This is a genomic window from Streptomyces sp. NPDC043952, from assembly GCF_056435325.1.
The window spans coordinates 56,252-82,356 of sequence record NZ_JBWKES010000018.1 but is presented as its reverse complement, the minus strand read 5'-3'; the positions used below and the strand labels follow the sequence as shown (position 1 = coordinate 82,356).

Annotated in this window: 25 protein-coding genes; 12 read left to right on the top strand and 13 right to left on the bottom strand. The window is 73.3% G+C overall.

Translation table 11 applies throughout. From position 1 onward, the window contains the following. Positions 1-14: 14 nt before the first annotated feature. From AC069R_RS21360 to AC069R_RS21340, 5 genes are all read right to left on the bottom strand, one after another. Entirely contained in the window at positions 15-3,494 is a 3,480-nt protein-coding gene (locus tag AC069R_RS21360) for a lipopolysaccharide biosynthesis protein (protein ID WP_478768398.1), read from the bottom strand. Beyond that, a complete protein-coding gene (locus AC069R_RS21355) occupies positions 3,487-4,296 on the bottom strand; it encodes a polysaccharide deacetylase family protein (RefSeq protein WP_478768397.1) in 810 nt (269 codons plus the stop codon). Before AC069R_RS21355 ends, AC069R_RS21360 begins: the two co-directional genes overlap by 8 nt. Next, complete coding sequence (locus AC069R_RS21350; protein ID WP_478768396.1) at positions 4,289-5,284, bottom strand: glycosyltransferase family 2 protein; 996 nt, start codon at positions 5,282-5,284, stop codon at positions 4,289-4,291. Before AC069R_RS21350 ends, AC069R_RS21355 begins: the two co-directional genes overlap by 8 nt. Further along, positions 5,281-6,102, bottom strand: coding sequence for a glycosyltransferase family 2 protein (locus tag AC069R_RS21345; RefSeq protein WP_478768395.1), 822 nt, complete (start codon positions 6,100-6,102; stop codon positions 5,281-5,283). The genes AC069R_RS21350 and AC069R_RS21345 overlap by 4 nt, the downstream gene beginning before the upstream one ends. 390 nt (positions 6,103-6,492) lie before the next feature. Further along, positions 6,493-6,867, bottom strand: a complete 375-nt coding sequence (locus AC069R_RS21340) for a hypothetical protein (RefSeq protein WP_478768394.1) — start codon at positions 6,865-6,867, stop codon at positions 6,493-6,495. Between the two features lie 274 nt (positions 6,868-7,141). Here AC069R_RS21340 and AC069R_RS21335 point away from each other — a divergent pair, with 274 nt between their 5' ends. Continuing rightward, positions 7,142-7,945, top strand: a complete 804-nt coding sequence (locus AC069R_RS21335) for an SGNH/GDSL hydrolase family protein (protein WP_478768393.1) — start codon at positions 7,142-7,144, stop codon at positions 7,943-7,945. 617 nt (positions 7,946-8,562) lie between these two features. Further along, positions 8,563-8,832 (top strand): hypothetical protein, encoded by a 270-nt coding sequence (locus AC069R_RS21330; RefSeq protein WP_397986711.1) that lies wholly within the window; start codon positions 8,563-8,565, stop codon positions 8,830-8,832. Positions 8,833-8,966: 134 nt separating this feature from the next. On the opposite strand, the gene AC069R_RS21325 is transcribed toward AC069R_RS21330, so the two are convergent. From AC069R_RS21325 to hmgA, 4 genes are all read right to left on the bottom strand, one after another. Continuing rightward, positions 8,967-10,211 (bottom strand): CaiB/BaiF CoA transferase family protein, encoded by a 1,245-nt coding sequence (locus AC069R_RS21325; RefSeq protein ID WP_478768392.1) that lies wholly within the window; start codon positions 10,209-10,211, stop codon positions 8,967-8,969. Between the two features lie 73 nt (positions 10,212-10,284). Beyond that, a complete protein-coding gene (locus AC069R_RS21320) occupies positions 10,285-11,442 on the bottom strand; it encodes a type ISP restriction/modification enzyme (protein ID WP_478768391.1) in 1,158 nt (385 codons plus the stop codon). A gap of 26 nt (positions 11,443-11,468) precedes the next feature. Further along, positions 11,469-12,218 carry a GntR family transcriptional regulator gene (locus AC069R_RS21315; RefSeq protein ID WP_478768390.1) on the bottom strand — a complete coding sequence of 250 codons (750 nt, stop codon included), beginning with the start codon at positions 12,216-12,218 and terminating at the stop codon, positions 11,469-11,471. 45 nt (positions 12,219-12,263) lie between these two features. Then, positions 12,264-13,574: a homogentisate 1,2-dioxygenase gene (gene hmgA / locus AC069R_RS21310; protein WP_478768389.1), complete on the bottom strand. Its 1,311-nt coding sequence runs from the start codon at positions 13,572-13,574 to the stop codon at positions 12,264-12,266. A gap of 174 nt (positions 13,575-13,748) precedes the next feature. Between hmgA and AC069R_RS21305 the strand changes: the two genes are divergently transcribed. The 6 genes from AC069R_RS21305 (at position 13,749) to AC069R_RS21280 (ending at position 19,128) form a co-directional block, all read left to right on the top strand. Further along, positions 13,749-14,327 (top strand): hypothetical protein, encoded by a 579-nt coding sequence (locus AC069R_RS21305; RefSeq protein WP_478768388.1) that lies wholly within the window; start codon positions 13,749-13,751, stop codon positions 14,325-14,327. A gap of 63 nt (positions 14,328-14,390) precedes the next feature. Next, entirely contained in the window at positions 14,391-15,008 is a 618-nt protein-coding gene (locus AC069R_RS21300) for a TetR/AcrR family transcriptional regulator (protein ID WP_478768387.1), read from the top strand. A 225-nt stretch (positions 15,009-15,233) separates the two neighbouring features. Continuing rightward, positions 15,234-15,917, top strand: coding sequence for a hypothetical protein (locus tag AC069R_RS21295; protein WP_478768386.1), 684 nt, complete (start codon positions 15,234-15,236; stop codon positions 15,915-15,917). Continuing rightward, positions 15,904-16,551 (top strand): class F sortase, encoded by a 648-nt coding sequence (locus tag AC069R_RS21290; RefSeq protein WP_478768385.1) that lies wholly within the window; start codon positions 15,904-15,906, stop codon positions 16,549-16,551. Before AC069R_RS21295 ends, AC069R_RS21290 begins: the two co-directional genes overlap by 14 nt. 87 nt (positions 16,552-16,638) lie before the next feature. Further along, positions 16,639-18,030 carry an aldehyde dehydrogenase family protein gene (locus tag AC069R_RS21285; protein ID WP_478768384.1) on the top strand — a complete coding sequence of 464 codons (1,392 nt, stop codon included), beginning with the start codon at positions 16,639-16,641 and terminating at the stop codon, positions 18,028-18,030. Between the two features lie 15 nt (positions 18,031-18,045). Next, positions 18,046-19,128: a Zn-dependent alcohol dehydrogenase gene (locus tag AC069R_RS21280; protein WP_478768383.1), complete on the top strand. Its 1,083-nt coding sequence runs from the start codon at positions 18,046-18,048 to the stop codon at positions 19,126-19,128. A gap of 120 nt (positions 19,129-19,248) precedes the next feature. Here AC069R_RS21280 and AC069R_RS21275 read toward each other — a convergent pair whose 3' ends face one another. After that, on the bottom strand, positions 19,249-19,899 hold the full coding sequence (locus AC069R_RS21275) for a TetR/AcrR family transcriptional regulator (protein ID WP_478768382.1): 651 nt from the start codon (positions 19,897-19,899) through the stop codon (positions 19,249-19,251). Between the two features lie 67 nt (positions 19,900-19,966). On the opposite strand from AC069R_RS21275, the gene AC069R_RS21270 reads away from it, so the two are divergent. From AC069R_RS21270 to AC069R_RS21260, 3 genes are all read left to right on the top strand, one after another. Further along, a complete protein-coding gene (locus AC069R_RS21270; RefSeq protein WP_478768461.1) occupies positions 19,967-21,118 on the top strand; it encodes an acyl-CoA dehydrogenase family protein in 1,152 nt (383 codons plus the stop codon). Positions 21,119-21,210: 92 nt separating this feature from the next. Beyond that, positions 21,211-21,447 carry a YiaA/YiaB family inner membrane protein gene (locus AC069R_RS21265; protein ID WP_478768381.1) on the top strand — a complete coding sequence of 79 codons (237 nt, stop codon included), beginning with the start codon at positions 21,211-21,213 and terminating at the stop codon, positions 21,445-21,447. 147 nt (positions 21,448-21,594) lie between these two features. Then, complete coding sequence (locus tag AC069R_RS21260; RefSeq protein ID WP_478768380.1) at positions 21,595-22,263, top strand: TetR/AcrR family transcriptional regulator; 669 nt, start codon at positions 21,595-21,597, stop codon at positions 22,261-22,263. 19 nt (positions 22,264-22,282) lie between these two features. Here AC069R_RS21260 and AC069R_RS21255 read toward each other — a convergent pair whose 3' ends face one another. Next, a complete protein-coding gene (locus AC069R_RS21255) occupies positions 22,283-22,744 on the bottom strand; it encodes a MaoC family dehydratase (protein WP_478768379.1) in 462 nt (153 codons plus the stop codon). A gap of 89 nt (positions 22,745-22,833) precedes the next feature. Between AC069R_RS21255 and soxR the strand changes: the two genes are divergently transcribed. After that, positions 22,834-23,292, top strand: a complete 459-nt coding sequence (gene soxR, locus AC069R_RS21250; protein WP_478768378.1) for a redox-sensitive transcriptional activator SoxR — start codon at positions 22,834-22,836, stop codon at positions 23,290-23,292. 31 nt (positions 23,293-23,323) lie between these two features. Here soxR and AC069R_RS21245 read toward each other — a convergent pair whose 3' ends face one another. Together AC069R_RS21245 and AC069R_RS21240 are read right to left on the bottom strand one after the other, a co-directional pair. Continuing rightward, positions 23,324-24,388 (bottom strand): RNA ligase (ATP), encoded by a 1,065-nt coding sequence (locus AC069R_RS21245; RefSeq protein ID WP_478768377.1) that lies wholly within the window; start codon positions 24,386-24,388, stop codon positions 23,324-23,326. Between the two features lie 54 nt (positions 24,389-24,442). Continuing rightward, positions 24,443-25,219, bottom strand: coding sequence for a 3-keto-5-aminohexanoate cleavage protein (locus tag AC069R_RS21240; protein ID WP_478768376.1), 777 nt, complete (start codon positions 25,217-25,219; stop codon positions 24,443-24,445). Between the last annotated feature and the right edge of the window lie 886 nt (positions 25,220-26,105).

Sequence of the window (26,105 nt, the reverse complement as noted above, 5' to 3'; positions counted from 1 at the left end):
AGCGTCAGGTGACCTCATTTCAGCGTCAGGAACCGTTGCACCAGCACCGCGAGCACCACGGCGAGCAAGGGCACGGCGAACCAGAAACTCCCCTGGAGAAGCCGCAGTCGGCGCACCCCCGGCCGCACCGCCACCCGCAGCACCTCGCGCGCGGCCAGCACCAGCATCAGTACCACGGCGGCCAGCGCGCCGACCACCGACCAGGGCGTCCACGTCACCCGCGGTCCGGCCGGTCCGGGGTGCGGCCGGGGGACGGGACCCGCAGGCCGCGCGCGCAGGGCGTACACCGTGGCGTCGCCGTCGACCAGGACCCTCGTCAGCTCCGGCCGCGCGTCCAGGCTCCGGGTGAGCCGGGAACCCCAGGCCGCCGGGTAGCCCGCGGCCAGGCGCAGATACGTCACCTGGCTCTCGTCGACCATCAGATACGACCGCGGCCCCGCGTCCTTGAGCGCCTGGACCAGCCCGGACACCCGAGCCGGGTCGGCCGGCGCGAGCGTCGGGACGTAGTCGACCCGCTCCATGTCCTTCGCGCCCCAGGGCAGTGACGGGGTCACGTCGTTCACCGGGTCGTCGCTCAGCCACAGCAGCCGTACGGTCGGCCGGTCGTGGGCGTACACCCAGTCCATCGCCGCGACCTCGCCGGGCCGGGTGCGCTCGAAGGGCTCGTTGCCCCACCGGGCCACCAGGAAGCCGCCCATCAGCAGCAGCCCGGCGAGCAGCGCGGCCACCGGGGCGAGCCGCGGCCGGTCCGCGGCGCGCGGGAAGAACGCGAGCGCGCCGAGCAGGGCCGCGCCCGGCACCGCGAACATGAAGACGCGCAGCGCCATCTCACCGCCGTACGACTGCATGCCGAAGCCCAGGAACGGGACGAGGGTGAGCACCGTGAGCGACCGTTCGCGGTACCCCTTCAGGCGCCGGCGCCACCAGCCCCAGCAGGCGAGCGCCAGCACGGCACCGGCCAGCAGCACCCGTGTGTACAGGACCAGCTTGTGGGTCGGATCGCCGCCCTGGATGCGGCCGGAGACGGAGGTCGAGACATTGCCGCCGATGCCGCCGATGCCGCCGAAGAGGTCGTCGAAGTGCCCGGACCAGTACGGCTCCGCCATGAAGCCGAGCCACACGGCGACGAGCACCGCGCACAGCAGGGGCAGCCCGCGCAGTTCGCAGCGGCGCAGCAGGACGAGGGCCGCGAGGACGCCCAGCATCATGAACGGGGTCAGCTGGTGCGCGGGCACGGTCGCGGCGTACAGGCCCAGCAACAGCAGGAGCAGGACGGTGCGTTGGCGACGGTCGGTGGGCGGCGGCTCCGCCTCGCCCGGCCCCGGCCGGTCCGTCAGCGCGCGGGGCGGACGGAACCACACCAGCAGGATCGCCGTGAACAGCAGATACAGCAGGAAGGTGAAGCCCTGCGGGGAGAAGTAGTCCTGTCCGACCCAGCCGCACAGCACGAACAGCCAGACGCCGGTCCACTTCGCCCGCCAGTCCGCCCGCATCGCGCGGGTGAGCAGCAACACCGGTGCCAGATAGGAGAGTTGGATCGCGGTCGGCCACCAGCGGATGACCTCCGTGAAGTCGGTGACCCCGCAGGCCCGAGCGGCGAACGCGGCCACCGCGAAGAAGCCCGGCCAGCTCCAGCGGGCGTCCAGGTCCGGGACGGCGGAGCCGGTGCGGTCGATGTAGTCGATGAAGCCCAGGTGCTGCCAGGCCGTCGCGAACCGCGGCTCGGTCTCGACCACGGCCGGCAGCGCGTGCAGCGACACGACCGTGGCGAGCAGCGTCACCAGCAACAGGCCCCGGTGCTCCCGGCGTTGCCCCAGCAGAGCGGCGAACACCACGACCAGCAGCGCCGCGCCGGCGAACGTGGGCCACGGCAGCACCGAGACCAGCCCCAGCCCGCCCATCCGGTCCAGCTCGGCCTCACCGATCGGGAGGGCGGGGAGCCAGTAGAGAAGAAGGGCGGCGACCAGGAGGGAGACGAGGACGAGGGGGGAGCGCGGGCGGGGGGCGGGGGGAGCGGGCTGTGGCTTCGCGGGGGGCGCCGGACGCGTCAGGGGTACGGCCTTTTCAGCGGCCTGCCCCCGTCCTCGCGCCCACGTCGGCGCCCGGCGTCGTACCGGCTCCTCCATCCCCAGGTCCGCCAGATCGCCGTCCGGTGCCACCGCGTCCGGCACGCCCCCGGTGCCCGTCGCGGGGGTCGCCCGTACCGTCCGCCACAGGCGCGGCGCGGCGATCGTGACGATCACGGTCAGGCTGGAGACCTCGGCGACCCCTTCTCCCGCGAGCCCCATCCGCGGCAGGAGCAGCAGGGTCAGGCCGAGGACCAGGACACACAACAGCCCTTGAAGCCAGGCTAGTTGCGAGGTGCGGCTCTGGGCGCGCAGCACCGCGAAGTAGGTCTCCATGACGACCCGGAGCAGCGTGCCGACCGCGAACAGGCGCAGCAGCCCGGTCGCCGCGTCCGCGTAGCCCGCGCCGAAGACGCCGAGGATCCGGGGCGCGCCGAGGAACAGCACCGCGCTGATCGGCAGCATGATCCGGGCCATGCGCCGGAGCGCCGCGCGGGCGTCGGCGGCCAGCCGTGCCGGGTCGTGCGAGCCCTCGACGGTCAGGGACGCGCCCATGTTGACGGCGAGCAGATTGCAGGTGCCGCCGATGGTGGTGGCGATGTAGAAGTACGCGTTCTCCGCGGAGCTGACCCGCGCGGCGATGATCACCGGCACCAGGTAGACCACGGCGAGCGAGAACAGCGAGCCGGTGTAGTCCCCGGCCAGGAACCGCCCGACCTCGCGGACCGTCGGCGGCCCCGCCCGCCCGGCGGTCGCCTCGACGTGCCGGGGCACCAGACGGCGGAACACCAGCCAGCCCAGCGGCACCACGGAGGTGGCGATCGCGGCCACCCAGGACACGTAGACCCCGGTGGCCGGCAAGGCGACGGCGAACACGGCGAGCAGCACCAGCTTCACCGCCGAGAACACCGTGTTGCCCACCGGCACCCAGGGCGCGCTGCGCAGCCCGGTCAGCACACCGTCCTGGAGGGTGAGCAGGTTCCAGGCGACCACGGCCGCAACGAAACCGAGGCCGGGGAGCACTCCGTGCAGGAAGCGGTACGACGGCCCCCAGACGCCCAGGGTGCCCAGGAACACCCCGGCGGCCGGCGCCACGAGCAGGGAACTGCCCGCGTACGTACGGAAGATGAACCTCCCGGTGCGCCTGCCGGACACCGGGATGAACCGGGCCAGCGCCCCGGTCAGGGTCACCGCGGTGAGCCCGGCGAGCAGCTTCATCGCGGCGATGGCGGCCGAGCCCCGGCCGACCGCGGCATCGGAGTAGTAGTGCGCCGCGGCCAGCCAGAAGCCGAGGCCCAGGACGGCGGAGATCCCGGTGTTGAGCATCAGCGCGTACGCGTTGCGCAGCAGCGGCCCCCCGCCCGCCGTGCGGGCGGCGCCGGGCGCCTTCGCCGCCTCGGGGCCGGGCGCGGTGGTCGTGTCAGGCACGGGCCCGACCGGCCTTCCGGACCGCCGGGCCGATCCGCCGCACCCCGCGCACCACCGCGTACCCGCGGGTGAGCGCCTGGTCCCGGACGAACGCCCGGCCGATGTCCCGCCCCCGCAGCAGCCGGGTGAACTCCCCGGCGTCCGTGCCCCGGCGCACCGTGACCCGGCGCAGCGCGTACGGCCCCTGGGCGCGGCGGGCGAGCGCGTTGCCGACGGCGAGCGCCTGCGCGTACCCGGCCGCGCGCACCGCCCGGCGCACCCGGCGGGTGGAGTAGCCGTACGGATACGCGAACGACCTTGGCCGCGCCCCGAGTTCGGCGGCGAGGATCTCCGTGCACCGGCGCAGCTCCCCGGCCAGCGCCGCGTCGTCCAGCTGGTCGAGCTGCGGGTGCGTGTGGCTGTGCCCGCCGATCTCCACACCGCAGGCGGCGAGCCGGCGCACCTGGTCCCAGTCGAGCATGGTGTCGAGGCCGCCCCCGGTGTCGTACGCGCCCCGGAGCCAGCCGGTGGAGACGAACAGGGTGGCCGGGAAGCCGTGCCGGGCGAGCACGGGCAGGGCGTGCCGGTGCACGCCCTCGTAGCCGTCGTCGAAGGTGATCAGCACCGGGCGCGCGGGCAGCGGCCGGCCGTCGCGCCAGTGCGCGGCCAGCTCGGCGGTGGTGACGGGGGTGCGGCCCGATTCCGCGACGAGTCCCATCTGTTCGGCGAAGGCGTCGGGGGCCACCGACAGGGTCCGGGTGGCGGCGCTGGGCGCGGCGGCGACGGAGTGGTACATCAGGATGGGCACGGCAAGGTCACTCATGCGGGCCCCCCGGATCGCCGCTCGCCTTTCGCCGTGCGGCCGTACGACCCCGCCGTGCCCGGACGCTCCCCACCGCGAACCCCGCCGCGGCCGTGAGCACCCCGGCGACGATGGCGCCCGCGCGGCCCGCGCCGCCCGGCCGGCCGAGCAGGGCGTCGCGCAGGCCCCGGACGACACCGGCGGGCAACACCCGTGCGGTGTACCGGCGTTCGGACTGAAGCCCCTCGGCCGCGCCGACGCGGTGTGCCACCAGGGCCTTGGACAGGCCCTCGGCGTAGGCGCGGGTGCGGAAGTAGGCGAAGTCCTCCCGGCTCCGGGGCACCCGGTGGTGGATCACCGCGCGGTCGTCGACGAGCAGCACCCCCTCGGGGCGGGCGCGGGCCAGGCGGATGCACAGCTCCGTCTCCTCGCAGCCGAGCGGGCGGTGGCCGCCGTCGCGCCCGATGCCGGTGGCGAAGCCGCCCGCCGCCTCGAAGGCCGCCCGCCGGAACGAGGCGTTGCCGCCCAGGACGTTGCGCACCCGCACCCGGCCCGGCGGCAGCCCCCGGTAGGTGCAGCCCACCACCCAGTCGAACTCCTCCGGGAACCAGTCGGGCCGCCGCCCGGACGCCCACACCGGCTCGGTGCGCCCGCCGACCGCCAGCACCCGCGGATCGGCGTACGCCTCGGCGAAGCGGCGCAGCCAGTCCCGTTCGGCCACGGCGTCGTCGTCCAGGAAGGCGATCACCTCGCCGCGTGCGGCGGCGATGCCGGTGTTGCGGCCCGAGGACAGGCCGCGCGGACCGGAGTTGGCCAGCACCCGCACGCCTTTGGCCGCCTGGTACGCGCGCTCCAGCCGTTCGCCGAGGGCCGGGTTGTGGTCCACGACGAGCAGGATCTCCAGGGCGGGGTACGACTGCGCGCGCACCGAGGAGACCGCCGCGCGGATGTCCGCCCAGCGGTCCTCGGTGTACACGCAGATCACGACGGAGATGCCGGGATCGCTCAACTCGCCTCTCCCCGCCGGGCCTTGAGCAGCGGGGAGTGGCGCACCCGGTGGCGCAGGGCCCGCCGGTTGGAGCGCTCGCGCAGGATCACCCGCAGCACCCGCAGCCCGTCGCGCACCGCCCGCAGATTGCTGGTCCCGTGGATGCGCAGGTACTCGTGGCTCGGTATCTCCTGCACTCTCAGGCCCGCCTTGACCACTCTGATGTTCATCAGGGTCTCGACCTCGAAGCCGGTGCAGTCGAGCTCGATCTTGTCGAGGCAGTGCCGCCAGAACGCGTTGTAGCCGTAGCACAGATCGGTGTAGCGGGCGCCGAACTTGCGGTTGACGACGGTGCACAGCGCCCAGTTGCCGAGTCTGCGCACGAAGGTCATGTCGTCGGTGCCGCCGCCGTTGGCGAAGCGGGAGCCCTTGGCGAAGTCGGCGCCGGAGACCAGCGCGGAGACGTAGCTGACCATCTCGCCGCCGTCCGCCGAGCCGTCCGCGTCGACCATCACGATGATGTCGCCGGTGCACGCCTCGAACCCGGTGATCAGGGCGTCCCCCTTGCCGCGACCGCGCTGCGGTACGACCTTGAGGCGCGGCCACAGGGAGCGCGCCACCTCGACGGTGCCGTCGGTGGAGTTGCCGTCCACGAGCACGACCTCGTGGATCCAGTCGGGCAGGCTCTCGAAGACGTAGGGCAGGTTCCTCGCCTCGTTCATGGCGGGGATCACCACGCTCACCGGCGGGGTGATCGCCAGGTGCGAGGAGATGGGCCGGTAGTGGGTGACGAGCAGCGGTTCGCGGCCCGGACTCGGCGGGCGCAGCGCTGGACTCATGGTTGGTTCCCTCTCGTCCGGTGGGCCGCCCGCCGCCGGGCGGCCCGGCTCGGGATCCGGTTCGAAAGGGGGGTTCTCCTCCGGGGCGCGGCGAGCGGTACTCCGTACCCGCGGACGAGCTGGCGAAGCTGTCCGGGCCGCCGGGCGAGCATGACGGCCGGTCGCGCGGCCCGGCCCGGTCACCGCTCGCGGTCACCGAACACGGCACCCCCCTACCGCGCTGCGCAGCGAAGGCACCACGGCACCCGGCCCTCCCCAAGGACCCGGCACCGGCGGACCGCTGCGGTTGAGCTGTATGACGGTATTGACGGTTGAGCCCGAAAGGCAAGACCCGGAAGGTGTCTCACCTTTCCCATGATTGGTCCGTTGCGTAACAGTGGCTCACCTTGCTCAGTCTTGTGTGCTTTTACCGGGAATCCGATCCCTCGGCAGCGCGAGGAGCAGCAGGAGCAGACTCAGTACGGCGACGACGGCCACCCCGCCGCGGACGGACCACTGGTGCACCGCGAGCATCACCTGGGCCACCAGCATGTCGACGACCACCGCGCCCGCGAGTGCGCACAGGGTCCGGGCGAAGGGGTCGAGGCCGCGCAGGGCCAGGGCGATTCCGGCGGCCGGCGCGAGCAACAGGTAGAGCAGCGCGCACGGTCCGCGCAGCGCGGAGCCGGAGTCGGTGAGGGCGAGCAGTGCGCCGGCCACCGGGACGGCGGCCGCGGCTCCCGCGAGCAGCGGCGGCAGATCCCTGTTGATCCATAAGGTGCGCATTGGCGACTTTGCCCCCCGAAGCGCCGGATGCCGGGTTTTAATGTGGCGCAGTCCCGAGGGGGCGTCAAGGGCGGCCGTCCCCCCGGAACACCGACGAGAGCAGGCATCTGAGGGGCGGTCAACAGAGTTGACATGTACGCGCAATACATAAGCAGTAAATGTTTGAAGACGGTCTTATTGAGAGTCAAAAATTCTTGGCATGAACACTTCCGGTCAACACGCGTAGGCGCTACTTAAGTTGCCGCAGCCTTCCTGCTCACCTGGGAGATACTCCATGAGACGTTCCCGACTCGCCGGAATCGTCGCTCCACTCCTCCTCGCCCTCGGCCTCGGCTTCACGCAGGCCGCGTCGGCGCAGGCGGCGTCCAACAGCGGTGGCTATGTGGCACTCGGCGACTCCTACGCCTCCGGCGTCGGCGCCGACGACTACATCAGCTCCAGTGGCGACTGCGACCGCAGCACCAACGCCGCCGCGTACCTGTGGAACGCCGCGCACAAGCCGGCCTCGTTCGCCTTCAACGCCTGCTCCGGTGCCACCACCGACGACGTGCTCGCCAACCAGCTCGGCTCGCTCAACTCCTCCACCTCGCTGGTGTCCATCAGCATCGGCGGCAACGACGCCGGGTTCTCCAGCGTGATGGAGACGTGCGTGCTGAACTCCGACAGCACCTGTCTGTCCGCCATCGCCAACGCGAAGTCGTACGTCACCAACACGCTGCCCGGGAAGCTCGACGCCGTCTACAACGCGATCCACTCCAAGGCGCCCAACGCCCGTGTGGCCGTGCTCGGTTACCCGCGCTTCTACCTGCTCGGCCAGGTCTGCCTCGGCCTGTCCGACACCAAGCGGTCGGCCATCAACGGTGCCGCCGACACCCTGGACAACACCATCCAGTCCCGCGCCGCCGCCCACGGCTTCGTCTTCGGCGACGTCCGCAGCGCCTTCTCCAGCCACGAGATCTGCTCCAGCGACTCCTGGCTCCACAGCCTCAACGTGCTCGACCTGACCGAGTCGTACCACCCCACCGCGGACGGCCAGTCCGGCGGCTACCTGCCGGCGCTCACCAGCGCCGCCGGCTGACCCGAACGGGTGAGCACCGAGCGGCGCACCACCGGTCCCGCCCGTCAGGGTGAACTCGCCGACCGGCCCGCGGCGTCGCCGTAACGCCTGGTACCTCCCGAGTGAGCCCGCCGTGTGCACCCGGCGGGATCGCCCGGCACGCGGCGGGGGCTCCGGCCGGTGGAGCCTGCGCCGGCACCTCGGCCGGGCGCGTGAGATGGACCACGTTCCCGGCCGCCCCTTCGTGGCGTCCGCCACCCCCGTCGAGCCGCCGCGGGCGGACGCGGACGCGGCGGCGGGGCCACCGCATCCGGGCCGCGCCCCGGACCGCGATCCGGACCCGTCGTCACCCAGGGCCTCCGCGGGGGCGACACGCCCTTGATCACCGGGGGTCGGCGCCCCGGCGGCCGTCACGCCCCGTGACAGCGGCCCCCGCAGCGGCGCTTCGGCGCGAGCCGTCGGCCTGCCTGTTGTCCAACTCGCCCTGAAACCGGTCGGATTCGGAGAGTAGTCAGCGTGGCATGGTCAACGCCCTTACGGGAAAGGTGAATCCTGAAGGCGCGATACACGAGTGCCCCGGTGGGGAGATAGGGTTACTCTGCCCGGGGCCGGGTGGACTCGTACGGGTGGGGAGTGACATGGAACAGATAACAGTGCGCAGCAGGGCCAGGGTCCCTGCGATCACCTGCGGGAGCAGCGCGACCAGCTCGCGCCTCGACCGGCACCTCGCGGTGCTGGGCGGTCCCGCCATACCGCAGCAGAAGACCGTCGAGGCGACCTCGCTGATGCGGGAGCTGACGGCGCGGGACCACCGGCGCACACACAGCGACCGGGGCGCTCGGGTCCGCCGGGTCTCCCTCTTCGCGCCCCTGCGCCGACTGCGTCGCTCGCTGTTCGGCAGCCACTAGCCGGTCACCGGCCGGCCGTCGGCCCGGCCCCGACCCGGCCACCGCCCGGCCCGTGAGCGCCCGACCGGCGCTCACCGGGTGAACCGGGTGCACCGGGTGCACCGGCGGCCCTCGTCTCCGTCCAGGGCCCGCGCTCAGGCCGCCACACCGTCCCGGCGCAGCGCTGCGATCTCCTCGTCCGTCATCCCCATGGCACGCAGCAGCGCCCTGGTGTGCTGTCCGAGCGCGGGCACCTCGCCCATCCTCGCCTCACCCCCGCCCGGCAGCGTGAGGGGCGGCAGCAGTGCCCGCAACGGCCCCACCGGCGAACCCACCTGGCGCCACCGGTCGCGGGCCGCCAGCTGCGGATGCTCCGCCAGCCCGCGCGGATCCCGCAGCCGGGCACAGGCGATGCCCGCCTCCTCCAGCCGCGCCACCGCCGCGTCGGCGTCCAGCGCGCCGAGCGCCTCCGCCACCGCCGCGTCCGTCTCCCCCCGGCGGGCGACCCGCGCCGCGTTCGTCGCGAACCGCGGATCGGTCCCCAACTCCGGCCGCTCCAGCACCTGTTCGGCCAGCCGCCGCCACTCCCGGTCGTTCTGCACCGACAGCAACACCTCACCGCCGTCCGCCGTCGCGTAGACGTCGTAGGGCGCGATGACGGGATGCGCGAGCCCGGTGCGCGCCGGGGGCTCGCCGCCGTGCATCGTGTGGTGCAGCGGATGGCCCATCCACTCCGCCAGCGAGTCCAGCAGGGACACCTCCACCGGCCCGCCGCGCCCGGTGACGCCCCGGCGCACCAGCGCCGCCAGCACCCCCGAGAAGGCGTACATGGCCGCCGCGATGTCCGCCGCCGGGATCCCCGCCTTCACCGGCCGCTCCGGCGTCCCGGTGACCGACACCAGGCCCGTCTCGCACTGCACCAGCATGTCGTAGGCCCGCTTGTCCGCGTACGGACCCGAGGAGCCGTACCCCGAGATGTCCACGGCGATCAGCCGCGGGTGCGCCGCGCACAGGGTGGCCGCGTCCAGTCCGAGCCGGGCCGCGGCCCCGTGCGCCAGGTTCTGCACGAACACGTCCGCGTCCGCGACCAGCCGCCGTACGACCTCCCGGCCGCGCGGGTCCTTCAAGTCCAGGGCGAGGGACTCCTTGCCGCGGTTGCACCACACGAAGTGCGAGGCGAGGCCGCCCGCCGCCCGGTCGTAGCCCCGCGCGAAGTCGCCGCCGTCCACCCGCTCCACCTTGATGACACGAGCCCCCAGATCGGCGAGCTGCCGCGTCGCGAAGGGCGCGGCCACGGCCTGCTCGACGGCCACGACGGTGACGCCCTCCAGGGGCAGCGGCTGGGGTTCCGACGGCTGTCGACCGGCGGGTTCCATGGCCTGTTCCGCGAGGTGCTCCATGGGGTGGATGATCTCCCGCTCGGGCGGGTCTGTCAGTACGGCGTATGTCACTCGCCGCGGCCCGGCGGCCCCGCTACCACAGGGCGAACTGGCCCTCCGGACCCTCCTCCGGGCGGTCCAGGACCGACGCGGGCAGGCGCGCGGCGCGCGGGGGCGGGAGGATGCCCGAGTGGCGCAGGTCCGTCGCCGTGACCGACGAGGTGATCCGCAACTCGTCCCGCTGGGCGCGGACTTCGGCCAGCAGGGTCAGGACCGTGATCAGCTCCAGGAGTTCCGAGGTCCACGGCTGGGGCCAGGTCGCCGGGCGGATCGCTGCCAGGGTGCCGGGGGTCGCCGGGGCCGTGCGCGCGGCGAACCAGGACTCCAGGACCCGGACCCCGTTCAGCTCGTAGTCCCAGGCCGCGGCGGGGACGGGGGAGACGCGGCCTCCGTCCAGATGGAGGGTCTCCTCCTCGGGGTCGTAGCGAAGGGTCCGGGGGCGGGGCGGCAGTGGGGCGCGGACGTAGGGGCGGCGGCCGCCGGGGAGCCGGGGGCGCTCGCCGTCGCGGCGCAGCAGCCACAGCAGGCGGTGGCCAAACCGCACGCCGGACGACCAGAGTTCCGCGTCGTCGGTCAGCGGGACCGTGTGGTCGGGGCGGACCGCGGCCAGCAACCAGGCGGCCAGGTCGAGCGGGGTGACCCGCACGCCCAGGCGGGCCGACAGATGGTCCAGGAGGCCGGGCGCCAGGTTGGGGTCCGCGGCGGCCGGGCGGCGGTAGAGGGGGCGGACGCGTCCGGCGCGCAGCGTGGGCAGGAGGGCGGTGGCCAGCAGGGGGTGGTGCGCGTCGGGGGTCTCCACCAGGAAGACCTGGTGCTCGTCCGCCACCCGCCACAGCTCCGGGCGGGCCGCGTCGAGCAGCCGGTGGTCCGGGATCAGCCACTGCTCGTCGAAGGGCGCCGCCAGCACCCGTACCGGCTCCGCGCACGGGCCCGTGGCGCGTGCCAGGCGCTCCGTCCCGGCGGACCGGCCCGGCAGCTGGCCCACGGCCGAGTGCAGGGTGCGGGCCCTGCTCGGCTCGAACAGGGCCTCGCGGTCCGGCAGATCGGCCTTCAGCAGGGCGTCCCAGCGGGCCCGCAGACAGGCCGGGTCGGGGGCCACCGGCCAGGCGCGGCCCGGCCGCGGCGTTGCGACGGACCACGGCATGAGGTCCGCCGGCAGCGGAGCGTCGTCGTCGTACGGCACGCTGGGCATCGTACGGGCCGGCGGTTCCCGGCGGGTCAGGTGGCGTCCAGGGTCACCGTGAAGGAGAAACGGTCGCCCCGGTAGTGGATCACCGCCACGTCCAGCACCCGGCCCTCGGTGTCGTAGGTGATGCCGGTGTAGTGCAGGATCGGGCTGAGCAGCGGGACCTCAAGGAGGCGGGCGGTCTCCGGGTCGGCGAGCCGGGCCTCCACCGTGTCCGTGATCCGGCTGATGTCCGCCCCGACGACGTCCCGCAGCACCTTCGTCATCGGCCAGCGCACCAGATCGTCCAGGTCGATCCGCTCGGCCAGTTCGGGGCGTACGTGGTTGACGGCGTGGTTGGTCGGCTCCCCGCTCTGCTCGTCGAAGCGCAGCCGGTGGTACGTCGCCACCTCGGCGAGCCCCGGAAAACACTCCGCGAGCCCGCCCGGCACCGGCGCGGGCCCGTGGGCCAGCAACCGGGTGCGCATCCCGGACTGCTGGGCCACGATCGCGTCCACCGAGCCCAGCAGCCGCACCGGGGCGCCGCGCCGGGCATCGGGCTCGATGAACGTGCCGCGCCGCCGGTGCCGGCTGATCAGCCCCTCGTCCTCCAGCTCCTTCAGCGCCTGCCGCATGGTCAGCACGCTCACCCCGTAGTGCTCCGCCAGCCGCTCCTCGGTGGGCAGGCGCAGCGGGTCCGCGGGCGAGCGGCCCAGTATCGAGGCGCGCAGCGACTGCGAGACCTGATACCAGAGCGGCAGCTTGCGGTTCAGGACGATCGAGTCAGGGGCGAAGGAGGTCACGCTGCTATCCGTACCGGGTCGGGAACGACGGGCGCAACACAGGCGTCAGATACGGAAGTTGCGCGTCAGGCCCTGCCACACGCCGTCGTACTCCTGCTGGAGGTGGTCGGCGCGGGCCGCGTGCGGGGTGAGCGTCACCGGCCAGCGGGTCTCGAACATGAAGGCGAGGCCGTCATCGATCTTCTGCGGCTTCAGCTCGGCCGTGCTCGCCCGGTCGAACGTCTCCCGGTCCGGGCCGTGTGCCGACATCATGTTGTGCAGCGAGCCGCCGCCCGGCACGAAGCCCTCCGCCTTCGCGTCGTAGGCGCCCTCGATCAGGCCCATGTACTCGCTCATCACGTTCCGGTGGAAGTACGGCGGCCGGAAGGTGTCCTCGCCCACCAGCCAGCGCGGCGCGAAGACGACGAAGTCGACGCCGGCCAGGCCCGGCGTGTCCGAGGGTGAGGTCAGGACGGTGAAGATGGACGGGTCGGGGTGGTCGTAGGAGATCGAGCCGATCACATTGAAGCGGCGCAGGTCGTAGACGTACGGCACATGGTTGCCGTGCCAGGCGACCACGTCGAGCGGCGAGTGGTCGTATGTGGCCGTCCAGAGGTTGCCGCAGAACTTGTTCACCACCTCCACCGGGCCCTCGGTGTCCTCGTACGCGGCGACCGGCGCGCGGAAGTCCCGTGCGTTGGCGAGCCCGTTGGCGCCGATCGGGCCGAGGTCCGGGAGGCGGAACGGCGCCCCGTAGTTCTCGCACACGTAGCCGCGGGCCGAGTCGTCCAGCAGCTCCACCCGGAACCGCACCCCGCGCGGGATCAGCGCCACGTGCGCCGGCTCCACGTGCAGCCGCCCGAACTCGGTGTGCAGCAGCAGCCCGCCGCGCTCCGGGACGATCAGCAGCTCGCCGTCGGCGTCGGAGAAGACGCGCTCCATCGAGGCGTTGGCGTGGTACAAGTGCACGGCCATGCCCGCGCGTTGGGTCGCGTCGCCGTTGCCGCCGAGGGTCCACAGGCCCGCGAGGAAGTCGGTGCCCGCGGCCGGCTCGGGCAGCGGGTTCCAGCGCAGCCGGTTGGGGTCGGGCACGGTCTCGGCGAAGGGCGCCGTACGGATCGAGCCGTTCGCGGTGCGGGTGAACCGGGGGTGCGCCGCCGACGGACGGATCCGGTACAGCCACGAGCGCCGGTTGTGCGCCCGCGGCTCGGTGAACGCCGCGCCGCTGAGCTGCTCCGCGTACAGCCCGAGCGGTGCGCGCTGCGGCGCGTTGCGGCCCTCGGGCAGGGCGCCCGGTACGGCCTCCGAGGCGTGCTCATTGCCGAACCCGGTCAGATAGGACAGCCCCTCGGCCGTCTTGCGCGCGTCCCCGCTCATGGTCGCCCCCACGCTCCTTTGCGCTCGTTGACTGCGTCCACCGATTCCTATGGAACACCGTAGGAATAGGCGGGGCCCGGCGCAAGAGGGCGGGCCCTCCTCCCTGCGGGGGAGGTCCGGAACCCGACTCCGGGCGGATTCCCCGGACCCGCCCCGTGTCCTACGCTCCCCGGCATGTCGTGGACGAAGGGAACGCGCGGACGCCTGGCCGCGCTCGCGGTGTGCCTTCTGCTGCCTCTCGGCGCGGCGGGCTGCGGCACGGCGCACGGGCGCACGGGCGGAAACACGGGTGGGGGCGCGGTCGGCGCGGTCTCGCCCTCGCCCGTCGGCAAGGTCCTGGACGACACCGACGGCAGCGGCCGCCATCTGCGCGAGACCGGCGGCGAAGACGCCCCCGAGGTCGGCGTCGAGATCACCCCGGACCCCGCCGACGGCTGGGACGTGCGGCTGACCTTCCGTCACTTCCGGGTCTCCGCGCCCGGCGCGCGCCCGACCGCGGTGACCGGGCGCGGGCTCGCCTGCCTCTTCGTGGACGGCCGCCGGATCGCCCGGCTGCACACCCCCCGCTACCGGCTGCCCGGCCGGCTCGTCCCGCACGGCACCCACCACGTCACCGCCCGTCTGTACGCCGACGACGGCACGGCGTGGGCCGTGCACGGCAAGCCGGTCCAGAGCACCGCCGACATAACGGTGTCGGACACCCGGCCGCAGGGCGCCCCGCCCGCGGACGCCGACCGCCTGCCGGACGGCTGAGGGCTTCGCCCGCGCTCTCCGTACCCTGGGACCAGGTTCACCGGACCCCGGCGGAAAGGCATCATGAATCCCGTGCCCCACGCGACCCCGCTCCGCCGCGCCCCCGTCCAGCGGCGCAGCGCCGAACGGCTGACCAGGATCCTCGACGCCTGCGCCGAACTCCTCGACGAGGTGGGCTACGACGCGCTGAGCACCCGTGCCGTCGCGGTGCGCGCCGGCGTGCCCATCGGCTCGGTCTACCGCTTCTTCGGCAACAAACGGCAGATGGCCGACGCCCTCGCGCAGCGCAATCTGGAGCGGTACACCGAGCGGGTCACCAGGCGCCTGGAGCGGGCGGCGGCGGGGGACTGGCGGGCCGCGATGGACGCCGTCCTGGACGAGTACCTGGTGATGAAGCGCACCGCGCCCGGCTTCTCCCTGGTCGACTTCGGCAACCAGATCCCGGTCGGCGCCCGCCAGGCGGAGCCCAACAGCCGGGTCGCCGACCGGCTTTCCGCACTGCTCGCCGGCTATATCGGCCGGGCCCCCGACGACGAACTGCGGCGGGCCTTCCTGGTCGCCGTGGAGAGCGCGGACACCCTGGTCCAACTGGCCTTCCGGCTCGACCCGGAGGGCGACGAGGCGATCATCCACGAGACGCGGGAACTGCTGCGGGCCTACCTGGGACGGCTGCTGGACTGACCGGCGAGGTGCCTCGCCGACCCCGAGGGTCGGCCTCGTCCGCCCCGAGGGCGGCGGGGAGGAGGCGGGGGAACATCGCGCTAGTTAGTCATATTGTCGGATTGCGCCGCCAGGGGGATATCTGACGGCGCGCCGGGCGTCGATGCCGTCCGGCGTCGTGCGCATTGGGCAGAGTCCACACGAGATCGATTTGTGTGAAAATCGTCTGACTCGGAGGAAACGCCCATGCCCACCCGGACATTCCCACGCACCGCCGGTACCCGCGCCGGCGCCACCGTCGTCCTCACCGCACTCGCCGCGGCGGGCGCGTCGTGGGTGGCGGCACCGACCGCCATGGCCCAAGGGGAGAACGGCGACATCAGAATCCACCGGGTCGGCACGCCCTACGGCGTCTCGAAGGACGACCCCACGGTCTGCCGGTTCTACCTCGATGCCGTCAACTTCGACATCCTGCCCGTCATCGCCTACACCATCACGCCCCAGCCCCCGCTGCCCACCTCCGCCACCGTCACCGGCACCATCCAGCTCGCCGGGGGCGCCGGGCACACCGACCCGCTGGGGCTCGCGGACGGCCAGTACCGGATCACCTGGACCGCGGCCGGCGCCCTCAAGGAGAAGGTCTTCCGCGTCAACTGCCGGGAGAACGGCGCCCAGGGCGCGCCCGGCCAGATCGACGACCACCAGCAGCAGGAGCACAACGAGCAGCCGCAGGAGCACAACGACACGAACTGGGGCCAGAACGGCGACCACGGCGGCCCGCAGGGCGGGGTGCACGCCGGCGGCGGCGGACTCGTGGACACCGCGGCCGCGTACTCCCCGGTGGGCGCCGCCGCGGCGGTGGGCCTGATCGCGGTCGGCGGGGTCGTGTACGTCCGGCGCAACCGCCGTCGTCCCCATGGCGCCGCGTAGGCGCAGACGCAGGCCCTGGTACCGGACCCGCGCCTACCGCCTCGCCAGGACGGCCGTCCTCGCGGCCGTCCTGGTGTCCCTCGTCAGGCGGTGCGGGGACGACGGCCCGCCGGACCACGCCCAGGCCGTCGCCGCCGGGGCGGACTCGGGCCCGGCCGTCCGCTACGCCCGCCCGCTGCCCCGGTCCCGGCCCACCTCCCTGCGCATCCCCTCCCTCGGCCTCGACGCCCGGATCGTCGGCGTAGGTCTCGACAAGGACCGGCAGCTGGAGACACCGCCGTTCGGCCAGCCCAAGGCGGCCGGCTGGTACGAGGGCGGCGCCACCCCCGGCGAGGCGGGCACCGCGATCGCCGTCGGCCACCGCGACACCCCCTCCGGACCCGCCGTGTTCGCCGCGCTCCCGCTGGTCAAGCCCGGCAAGACGATCGAGGCGCGGCGCGCGGACGGCCGTACCGCCGTCTACACCGTCGACCGGGTCAAGGTCTTCGACAAGTCCGGCTTCCCCGACAAGGAGGTCTACGGCCGCTCCCGCCTCCCCGAGCTGCGCCTGCTGACCTGCGGGGGGCTGTACAGCAGGCGTACCGGGTACAGCAGCAACGTGGTGGTCTTCGCCCATCTCACCGCGACCAGGTGAGTCCGCACGGCGAGAACGTCTGGCGCCAGAAAACTATCGCCGCTAGTTTAAGGGGCGGATGACGCGTTCCCGCCGGGAGGAAGCACCATGAAGGCACACGACGGTCTGTACATCGACGGCGGCTGGCGCCCCGCCGCGCGCCCGGACGAGGTGATCGAGGTCCTGAACCCGGCCGACGAGCAGGTCATCGGCCGGGTCCCGGCCGCCGGGCCCGAGGATGTGGACGCCGCCGTCCGCGCGGCCCGCGCCGCCCTGCCCGGCTGGGCCGCCACCCCGCCCGCCGAGCGCGCGGCCCGCCTGGCCGCGCTCCGGGACGCGCTCGCGGCCCGCAAGGACGAGATCGCCGAGACGGTCACCGCCGAACTCGGCTCGCCGCCCGCGTTCGCGCAGTCCGTGCACGCGGGCCTGCCCATCGCGGTGGCCGGCAGCTACGCCGAACTCGCCGCGAGCCGCCCCTTCGAGGAGAAGGTCGGCAACTCCACCGTCCTGCACGAGCCGGTCGGCGTGGTCGGCGCGATCACCCCCTGGAACTACCCGCTGCACCAGATCGTCGCCAAGGTCGCCCCGGCGCTCGCCGCCGGCTGCACGGTCGTCCTCAAGCCCGCCGAGGACACCCCGCTCACCGCGCAGCTGTTCGCCGAGGCGGTGCACGAGGCGGGGCTCCCGGCAGGCGTGTTCAACCTCGTCACCGGCCTCGGACCGGTCGCGGGCCAGGCCCTGGCCGAGCACCCGGAGGTGGACCTCGTCTCCTTCACCGGCTCCACCGCCGTCGGCCGCCGCATCGGCGCGCTGGCCGGCGGCGCCGTGAAGCGGGTCGCCCTGGAACTGGGCGGCAAGTCCGCCAACGTCATCCTGCCGAGCGCCGACCTCGCCAAGGCGGTCCACGCCGGCGTCGCCAACGTGATGGCCAACTCCGGGCAGACGTGCAGCGCCTGGACGAGGATGCTGGTCCACCGCGACCGGTACGAGGAGGCCGTCGAGCTGGCCGCGGCCGCCGCCGCCAAGTACGCCGACCGCATCGGGCCGCTGGTCAGCGCCAAGCAGCAGGCGCGGGTGCGCGGTTACATCGAAAAGGGCCTCGCGGAGGGCGCCCGCCTGGTCGCGGGCAGCCCCGAAGCGCCGCGCGAGAAAGGCTACTTCGTCAGCCCGACCGTCTTCGCCGACGTCACGCCCGAGATGACCATCGCCCAGGAGGAGATCTTCGGCCCGGTGCTCTCGGTCCTCGCCTACGACGACGAGGACGACGCCCTGCGCATCGCCAACGGCACGGTGTACGGCCTGGCCGGCGCGGTCTGGGCCGGCGACGAGGACGAGGCGGTGGCCTTCGCCCGGCGCATGGACACCGGGCAGGTCGACATCAACGGCGGCCGCTTCAACCCGCTCGCGCCGTTCGGCGGTTACAAGCAGTCCGGGGTCGGCCGGGAACTCGGCAGCCACGGCCTCGACGAGTACCTCCAGACCAAGTCCTTCCAGTTCTGAGGGAGTTCGCCTGCCATGGCCGTACGAGCCGCTGTCCTGCCCGCCGTCGGCGAGCCTTTGGAGATAACCGGCATCGAGCTGCCCGAACCCGGCCCCGGACAGGTCCGGGTCCGGCTCGCGGCGGCCGGGGTGTGCCACTCCGACCTGTCCCTGTCCGACGGCACGATGAGCGTGCCCGTGCCCGCCGTGCTCGGTCACGAGGGCGCGGGGACGGTCGTCGCCGTCGGACCGGACGTCACCCATGTCTCGCCGGGCACGCCCGTCGTCCTCAACTGGGCGCCCGCCTGCGGGACGTGCCACGCCTGTTCGCTCGGCGAGGTCTGGCTGTGCGCCAACGCGCTGAACGGCGCGGCCTCCGTCTACGCCCACGCCGCCGACGGCACCCCGCTGCACCCCGGTCTGAACGTCGCCGCGTTCGCCGAGGAGACCGTCGTCTCCGCGTCCTGCGTGCTGCCGCTGCCCGGCGGTGTCCCGCTGACCGACGCCGCGCTCCTCGGCTGCGCCGTGCTCACCGGGTACGGCGCGATCCACCACTCGGCGGGGGTGCGGCCCGGTGAGAGCGTCGCCGTGTTCGGCGCGGGCGGGGTCGGGCTCGCCGCGCTCCAGTCGGCCCGGATCGCGGGCGCGTCGCGGATCGTCGCCGTGGACGTCTCGCCCGCGAAGGAATCCCTCGCGCGCGCCGCCGGTGCCACGGACTTCCTGCTCGCCGGTGCGACCACGCCCCGCGAGATCCGCGCCCTCACCGGCAAGCAGGGCGTGGACGTCGCCGTCGAGTGCGCGGGCCGCGCGGTCAGCATCCGCGCGGCCTGGGAGTCCACCCGGCGGGGCGGCCGTACGACGGTCGTCGGCATCGGCGGCAAGGACCAGCAGGTCACCTTCAACGCCCTCGAACTCTTCCACTGGGGCCGCACCCTCTCCGGCTGCGTCTACGGCAACAGCGACCCCTCCCGCGATGTCCCCCTGCTCGCCGAGCACGTCCGCACCGGCCGCCTGGACCTGTCCGCCCTGGTCACGGAACGGATCACCCTGGAGGACATCCCGCAAGCCTTCGAGAACATGAAGGAGGGGAAGGGCGGGCGGGCGCTGGTGGTGTTCTGAGGGGCCCCGGACCGTGGCTGGGAGCGCCCCGAAGGGGCGCGGGGAACCGCGCGACCAGCCACGTCCGACCCGCACCCCGCAACGCACCACTCACCCGCTTCGGCCGGTACCGAACCGCCGTCACCCGGCCTCGCCCGCCTGCCGTAGCCGCTCGTACTGCTGCGCGAGGCCGTCCAGGATCGCGGTCAGTCCCGTTTCGAAGGCCCGTTCGTCGATCTTCTCCTGCTGCTCCGCGAGGAGATGGGCCTGCCCGAGGTGCGGGTAGTCGGCCGGATCGTACGCGCTCGCGTCGTCCACGAAGCCGCCGGCGAAGGAGCCGAGCGCCGAGCCCATGATGAAGTACCGCATCAGCGCCCCGATGGACGTGGCCTGCGCCGGCGGCCACCCCGCGTCGACCATCGCGCCGTACGCCGCGTCCGCCACCCGCAGCGCGGCCGGCCGGCGACCGGGTCCGCGCGCGAGCACGGGGACGATGTTGGGGTGCGCGCGCAGCGCGGCCCGGTAGGAGACGGCCCAGTCGTGCAGCGCGGTCCGCCACGGCCGGCCGTCCTCGAACATCGACAGGTCGACCAGCGCGCTCACCGAGTCCGCGACCGCCTCCAGGATTTCGTCCTTCGTGCGGAAGTGGTTGTACAGCGAGGGCCCGCTCACCCCCAGCTCCGCGGCGAGCCGCCGGGTGGAGACCGCCGCCAGCCCCTCCCGGTCCACGAGTTCGCGGGCCGCCCGGACGATCCGGTCGGTGCTGAGCAGGGGCTTGCGTGGTCGGGCCATGGCGCACATAGTAGGGCTGCGCCTGTAAACTAGCAGTGCTAATTTAAATGGGAGAGGTGATCTCGTGGTGAACCTGGGGCTCAGCGAGGAGCAGGAGGCCGTACGGCGGCTCGCGCGGGACTTCGTGGCCCGCGAGATCGCCCCGCACGTGATCGCCTGGGACCGGGCCGAGGAGGTCGACCGGGGCATCGTGAAGAAGCTCGGGGAAGTCGGCTTCCTCGGGCTGACGATGCCGGAGGAGTACGGCGGCTCCGGCGGCGACCACCTGTCGTACTGCCTGGTCACCGAGGAGCTGGGCCGCGGGGACTCCTCGGTGCGCGGCATCGTGTCCGTCTCCCTCGGCCTCGTGGCCAAGTCCGTCGCGGCCTGGGGCGACGAGGAGCAGAAGCGGCGCTGGCTGCCGGGGCTGACCGCGGGCGAGTACGTCGGCTGCTTCGGCCTCACCGAGCCCGGCACCGGCTCCGACGCGGGCAGCCTCACCACCCGCGCGGTGCGCGACGGCGACGCGTACGTCCTCAACGGCACCAAGATGTTCATCACCAATGGCACCTGGGCGGACGTCGTCCTGCTGTTCGCCCGCTCCACCGACGCCCCCGGCCACAAGGGCGTGAGCGCCTTCCTGGTGCCGGCCGACACGCCCGGCCTGAGCCGTCGCCCGATCCACGGCAAGCTCGGTCTGCGCGGCCAGGCCACCGCCGAACTCGTCCTCGAGGACGTGCGGGTACCGGCCTCCGCGCTGCTGGGCGAGGAGGGCAAGGGCTTCTCGGTCGCCATGTCCGCGCTGGCCAAGGGCCGGATGTCCGTGGCGGCGGGCTGCGTCGGGATAGCGCAGGCCGCCCTGGACGCGGCCGTCGGATACGCCGGGGAACGCGAGCAGTTCGGCAAGCCGATCGCCCGCCACCAGCTGGTGCAGGAGCTGATCAGCGACATCGCCGTCGACGTGGACGCGGCCCGGCTGCTGACCTGGCGGGTCGCCGATCTGATCGACCGGGGCGAGCCGTTCGCCGTCGAGTCCTCCAAGGCCAAGCTGTTCGCCTCCGAGGCCGCCGTCCGCGCGGCCAACAACGCGCTCCAGGTCTTCGGCGGCTACGGCTACATCGACGAGTACCCGGTCGGCAAACTCCTGCGCGACGCGCGGGTGATGACCCTGTACGAGGGCACCAGCCAGATCCAGAAGCTCCTCATCGGCCGTTCCCTGACCGGGGTTTCGGCGTTCTGAGGCCGCCGGGCAAGGTTTTTCCCGGCGGTCTGAGTACGGTCTGAGTAGCCGAGCGGATGTGGCGCGCGCCGCGCGCGCCGATGCTCTTGCCCATGAGTGACACATCGGTCAAGCAGCAGAGCACGGCCGCCTTCTACGGCCAGGCCGTCGCGTCCTTCGCCATCGCGATGGCGGCCACCTCCATCGGCATCTTCCGGCTGGACACCGACGCATGGGTGCGCGCGTTCCTCGCGATCGCCGTCCTGTACCTCGTCACCTCCGCCTTCACCCTCGCCAAGGTGATCCGGGACCGCCAGGAGGCCGGACAGATCATCAGCCGGGTCGATTAGGCCCGGCTGGACAAGCTCCTCGCCGAGTACGACCCCTTCGCCGACGAGCTCTGACCGCTGCGCACCGCCTGCGGCCTGCTGCGCTAAGCGCTCGCTCATCGTCGGCGGTATGGTGGTGCCCCTGTCACCGAGAGGGGCGTAAGAGGGATGAGTACGGCGGCGGAGACGACCGGCGGCGAGGCGGAGCCGTGGGAAGAGGTCACCCCTGACGCGGCCCGGCGGCTGCTGGTCGCCGCCGTGGAGGCCTTCGCCGAGCGCGGCTACCACGCGACGACGACGCGGGACATCGCGGGCCGCGCCGGGATGAGCCCGGCCGCGCTCTACATCCACTACAAGACCAAGGAAGAACTGCTCCACCGGATCAGCCGCATCGGGCACGACAAGGCCCTGGACATCCTGCGCACGGCGGCCCGGCGCGAGGGCCCCGCGAGGGAGCGGCTCGCCGACGCGGTCAGCTCCTTCGTCCGCTGGCACGCCGGGCGGCGCACCACCGCGCGGGTCGTGCAGTACGAGCTCGACGCCCTCGGTCCCGAGGCCCGCGCCGAGATCCTCGGGCTGCGCCGGCAGGTCGACGCCGAGGTGCGCGGGATCATCGAGGACGGCGTCGCCGCGGGCGAGTTCGACGTGCCGGACGTCCAGGGCACCACGCTCGCCGTGCTGTCGCTGTGCATCGACGTGGCCCGCTGGTTCAACATCGACGGGCCGCGTACGCCGGAGGCGGTCGGCGAGCTGTACGCCGAGCTGGTGCTGCGGATGGTCGGGGCGGTGGAGGCGGACGGGACGGTGGAGGCGGTCGGGGCGGTCGGGGCGGAGTAGCCCCGGCCGCGACCGGTGCCTACAGGTAGTACCGGGACACCGATTCCGCCACGCACACCGGCTTGTCGCCGCCCTCGCGCTCCACGGTGAAGGCGACGGCGACCTGGATCCCGCCGGTGACGTCCTCCACGCCGGTGATCCTCGCGGTGGCGCGCAGCCGGGAGCCGACGGGGACGGGCGCGGGGAAGCGGACCTTGTTCGTGCCGTAGTTGACGCCCATCTTCACGCCCTCCACCCGCAGCAGCTGCGGGCCGAACAGCGGCAGCAGGGAGAGCGTGAGGTAGCCGTGCGCGATGGTCGTGCCGAACGGCCCCGCGGCGGCCTTCTCGGGGTCCACGTGGATCCACTGGTGGTCCCCGGTGGCCTCGGCGAACAGATCGATCCGCTTCTGGTCGACCTCCAGCCACTCGGTGGGGCCCAGCTGCTCGCCCACGGCCGCCTTCAGCTCGGCGGGGGAGGTGAAGATCCTCGGTGCTGCCATGTTCCCGGCCTCTCGATCGCGTTCCTAAGCAACTGCTTAGCATGGTCGGGTGCGCGGTCGATGTCAACGGATTGACTAGGCTCTGAGGAGTGCCGCAGATTCCCGAGAAGATCCATGAGCTCACCGTCGGACAGCTGTCCGCGCGCAGCGGCGCCGCCGTGTCCGCGCTGCACTTCTACGAGGCCAAGGGCCTGATCTCCAGCCGCCGCACCAGTGGCAACCAGCGCCGCTTCAGCCGGGACACGCTGCGCCGGGTGGCGTTCATCCGCGCGGCCCAGCGGGTCGGCATCCCGCTCGCGACGATCCGCTCCGCGCTGGCCGAACTGCCGCAGGAGCGGACGCCGACGCGGGAGGACTGGGCGCGGCTGTCGCAGGCGTGGCGCTCGGAACTGGACGAGCGGATCACGCAGCTCAACCGGCTGCGCGATCACCTGACCGACTGCATCGGGTGCGGATGCCTGTCGCTGGACACCTGTGTGCTGTCCAACCCGGACGATGTGTTCGGGGAGCGGCGGGCGGGGTCGCGGCTGATGGCGGAGGGGCGCTGAGTCCCGGCAGCGGCCCGCGGCCCCTTTCCGGTCACTCGTACTCCGTGCCGCCCTTGCGGGTCAGATACGCCGGGCTCACCGCCTTCGCGATCGCCCGCCCACCGGTCACCGCGCTGTACCGCTCGGTGGCCGGCCGTATCACCACGCCCTCGCGCAGGTGCAGTTCCCGGCCGGAGACCGTCTCCCGGCCGCTCGCGACCGAGAGCACCCGGTCGATGTCGTACGGCCCGCTGTACAGCCGCGGCACCACCGGCAGCTCACCGTCCAGCACATCGGTGTCCAGCCAGCGCACGGTGCCCTCGATCTCCGCCGAGACGTCGAACACCGCGTACCCCAGGGTCTCCCGGCGGCCGTCCGCGCCGTAGGTGAGGTCCTGGACGCCCGCGCCGTACACCTCCCCGAAGACGCCGACGCGCCGCGCCCCGAGGCGTCCGGCGAGCCGGGCGGCGGCCTCGGCGACGCCGTGCGCGTGCGCGGCGCGCCAGTACAGGTTCCGGGGGTCCTCCTTGAGCGCCAGCGACTTCGCGCCGAAGCCCTTGGAGGAGACGTACACCCGGTCCTCGCCGGCGACGTACGTCAGCAGGCAGGCCGAGCCGTGCAGCTTCTCCGTGAGGACCACCGGCTCGCCGGGCGCGAAGATGTCCGGGTAGCGCTGGATGTTCTCGATGTCCACCCAGGGCAGCAGCTCGGGTGCCGGCTCCACCTCGCCGTTCATGGTGGGCGGGACGGGCGGTACCCACTTGGTGATGCCGAGCCGCTCCGCGAAGTCCGTGCCCTCGACGGCCGCGGCGGCGAGATCCACGCCGTCCAGTGCCTTCGGCCGGCAGACGATGCCCTGCGACAGCTCGCCCCGCAGCCGTACCGCCCTGACCCGGTTCGCCGCGGCCCCCGCGAGCCGCCCGGTCAGCCCCAACTCCTCGATCAACTCGTCGGGAAGTAGGGCCTGTTCGGGGATGTAGAGCGCCACCTCGCCGCTGCGGAACGCCCCCTTGGCCACCACGGCCCGGTACAGCCCCACCTGCGCCAGCTCCAGCGCGTCGGCGTTCGGGTGCTCGTGTACGGTCAGCACCTCGGCGGTCACCCGCAGCGTGGACATGGAGATCCCCGTTCGTGTCGTCTTCTGCTTCAACTCCCGCCAGTATTACGGTCGTTAATCTCCTGGTACGACCCGATTCCCGCTTGCTACCGTTCCGCCGGCCTCTGCGCTGCGCCGAGCCGACCCGTACTGGCGCAGCCCCTCCGCCACCAACTGTGCGTTGGAGGAGGCCCGTTCGCCGGTCGGCAGGAGCAGGGTGTCCTCCAGGCCGATACGGGTGGCCAGATTCCGGCGGGCCGCCAGGCGGAGGACCGGCCAGGTGCCGCCCTCCTCGCCGTGCAGCAGGACGGGGCGGCCGTGGGCATCGCCCAGGGCGGCCAGCAGGGCGTCGGCCGAGGCTTCCGACGTGGCCGGGTCCGGGTCCGTCACCTCGGCCAGGACGCGCAGCACCCGCGGGCCGAGCGGTGAGGCGGCGAAGCGGGCCGCGCCGTCCGTGCCCGACCAGACGCCCGCCTCGACGGCCACGCCCCGCTCCAGCAGCAGGGCGGCCAGTTCCTCCGCGCCCGGTTCATGCCAGTTGACCGAGGCGGCGTCGGGCAGCAGGGTCCAGGAGCGGACGCGGGCGAGCCGGGCGGCGGGGTCGGGTTCGGCCCAGGCGCCGGTGGTCACCCCGATCGGCACCGCGACCTCGGCGCGCAGCGCTTCCAGGACCGGGGTGAGGACACGCGGGGAGAGACTGTCGTGCCCGCACGGGCACTTGGGGTGGACATGGACCTCCGTGGCCCCGGCCGCGACGGCCCCCGCGGCGGAGCGCGCCAGCTCCTTCGGCGACATCGGCACGGCCGCCCCGTGCCCGGCCGTACGCCTTCCGTTCAGACAAGCCTGCACCATCCCCCGATGGTGCCAGCCCCCGCCGACGAAAGTCACCGACGCGGAGACCTGCGGCGCGGAAGCGGTGGGTCGGAGTCGTGGGCGCGAAAGGCTGCGGCGCGGAATCGATGGACGGGAGTCGGGGGCGCGAAGGCTGGCGGCGCGGAACTGGTGGATCGGAACCGGGGACGTGGAGGTCGGCGGCGCGGACGCGGTGGATCGGGGTCGGGGACGTGGAGGCCGGCGGCGCGATAGCCTGCGGCGCGGAACTGGTGGGTCGGAGTCGGGGGCGCGAATGGCTGCGGCGCGGAACCGGCGGACGGGACTCGGAGGCGCGAAAGCCTGCGGTGCGAAACCGGCAGATCGGAGCCGTGACGCCAACCGGCGGTGAAAGCGGCTGGCGTGATCCGGCGCATCTGAGTCGGGGACGCGAAACCGGCGGAGCGGGGTCGGGGCGTGAAAGCCAGCGGCGCGAAGGCTCGCGGCGCGAACCAGTGGATCGGAGTCGGGCAGCGAAATCCGGCGGAGCGGACCCGGCGGAGCACGGGGGCGCGGCATCCCCTGCGCAGCCCCCGGAACTTACCCCGGCGGCGCCCCTCGTGGGCACCGGAACCTTCCTCGGCGGCGCCCCTCGTGGGCACCGAACCTTTCCCTGGTGGCGATCCTCGGTGGCGCCCGGAGCTTCCCCCGTGGCGACCCTGTTCGGTCTTCGGAACTTCCCCCGGCAGTGACCCTGTGCGGCCCTGGAACCTCTCCCGGCAGCGCTCCTCGGTGTCCCTCGGAACATTCCCCGTCGGCGGCCCCCAGCGCCTCTCGGCGGCACCCTGCCCCTCGGAGGCCCCCGTAACCTTGCCCGTCGGCGACCCTCTGTGGCCCCCGGAGCTTCCCCCGGCGGCGCCCCTCGGTG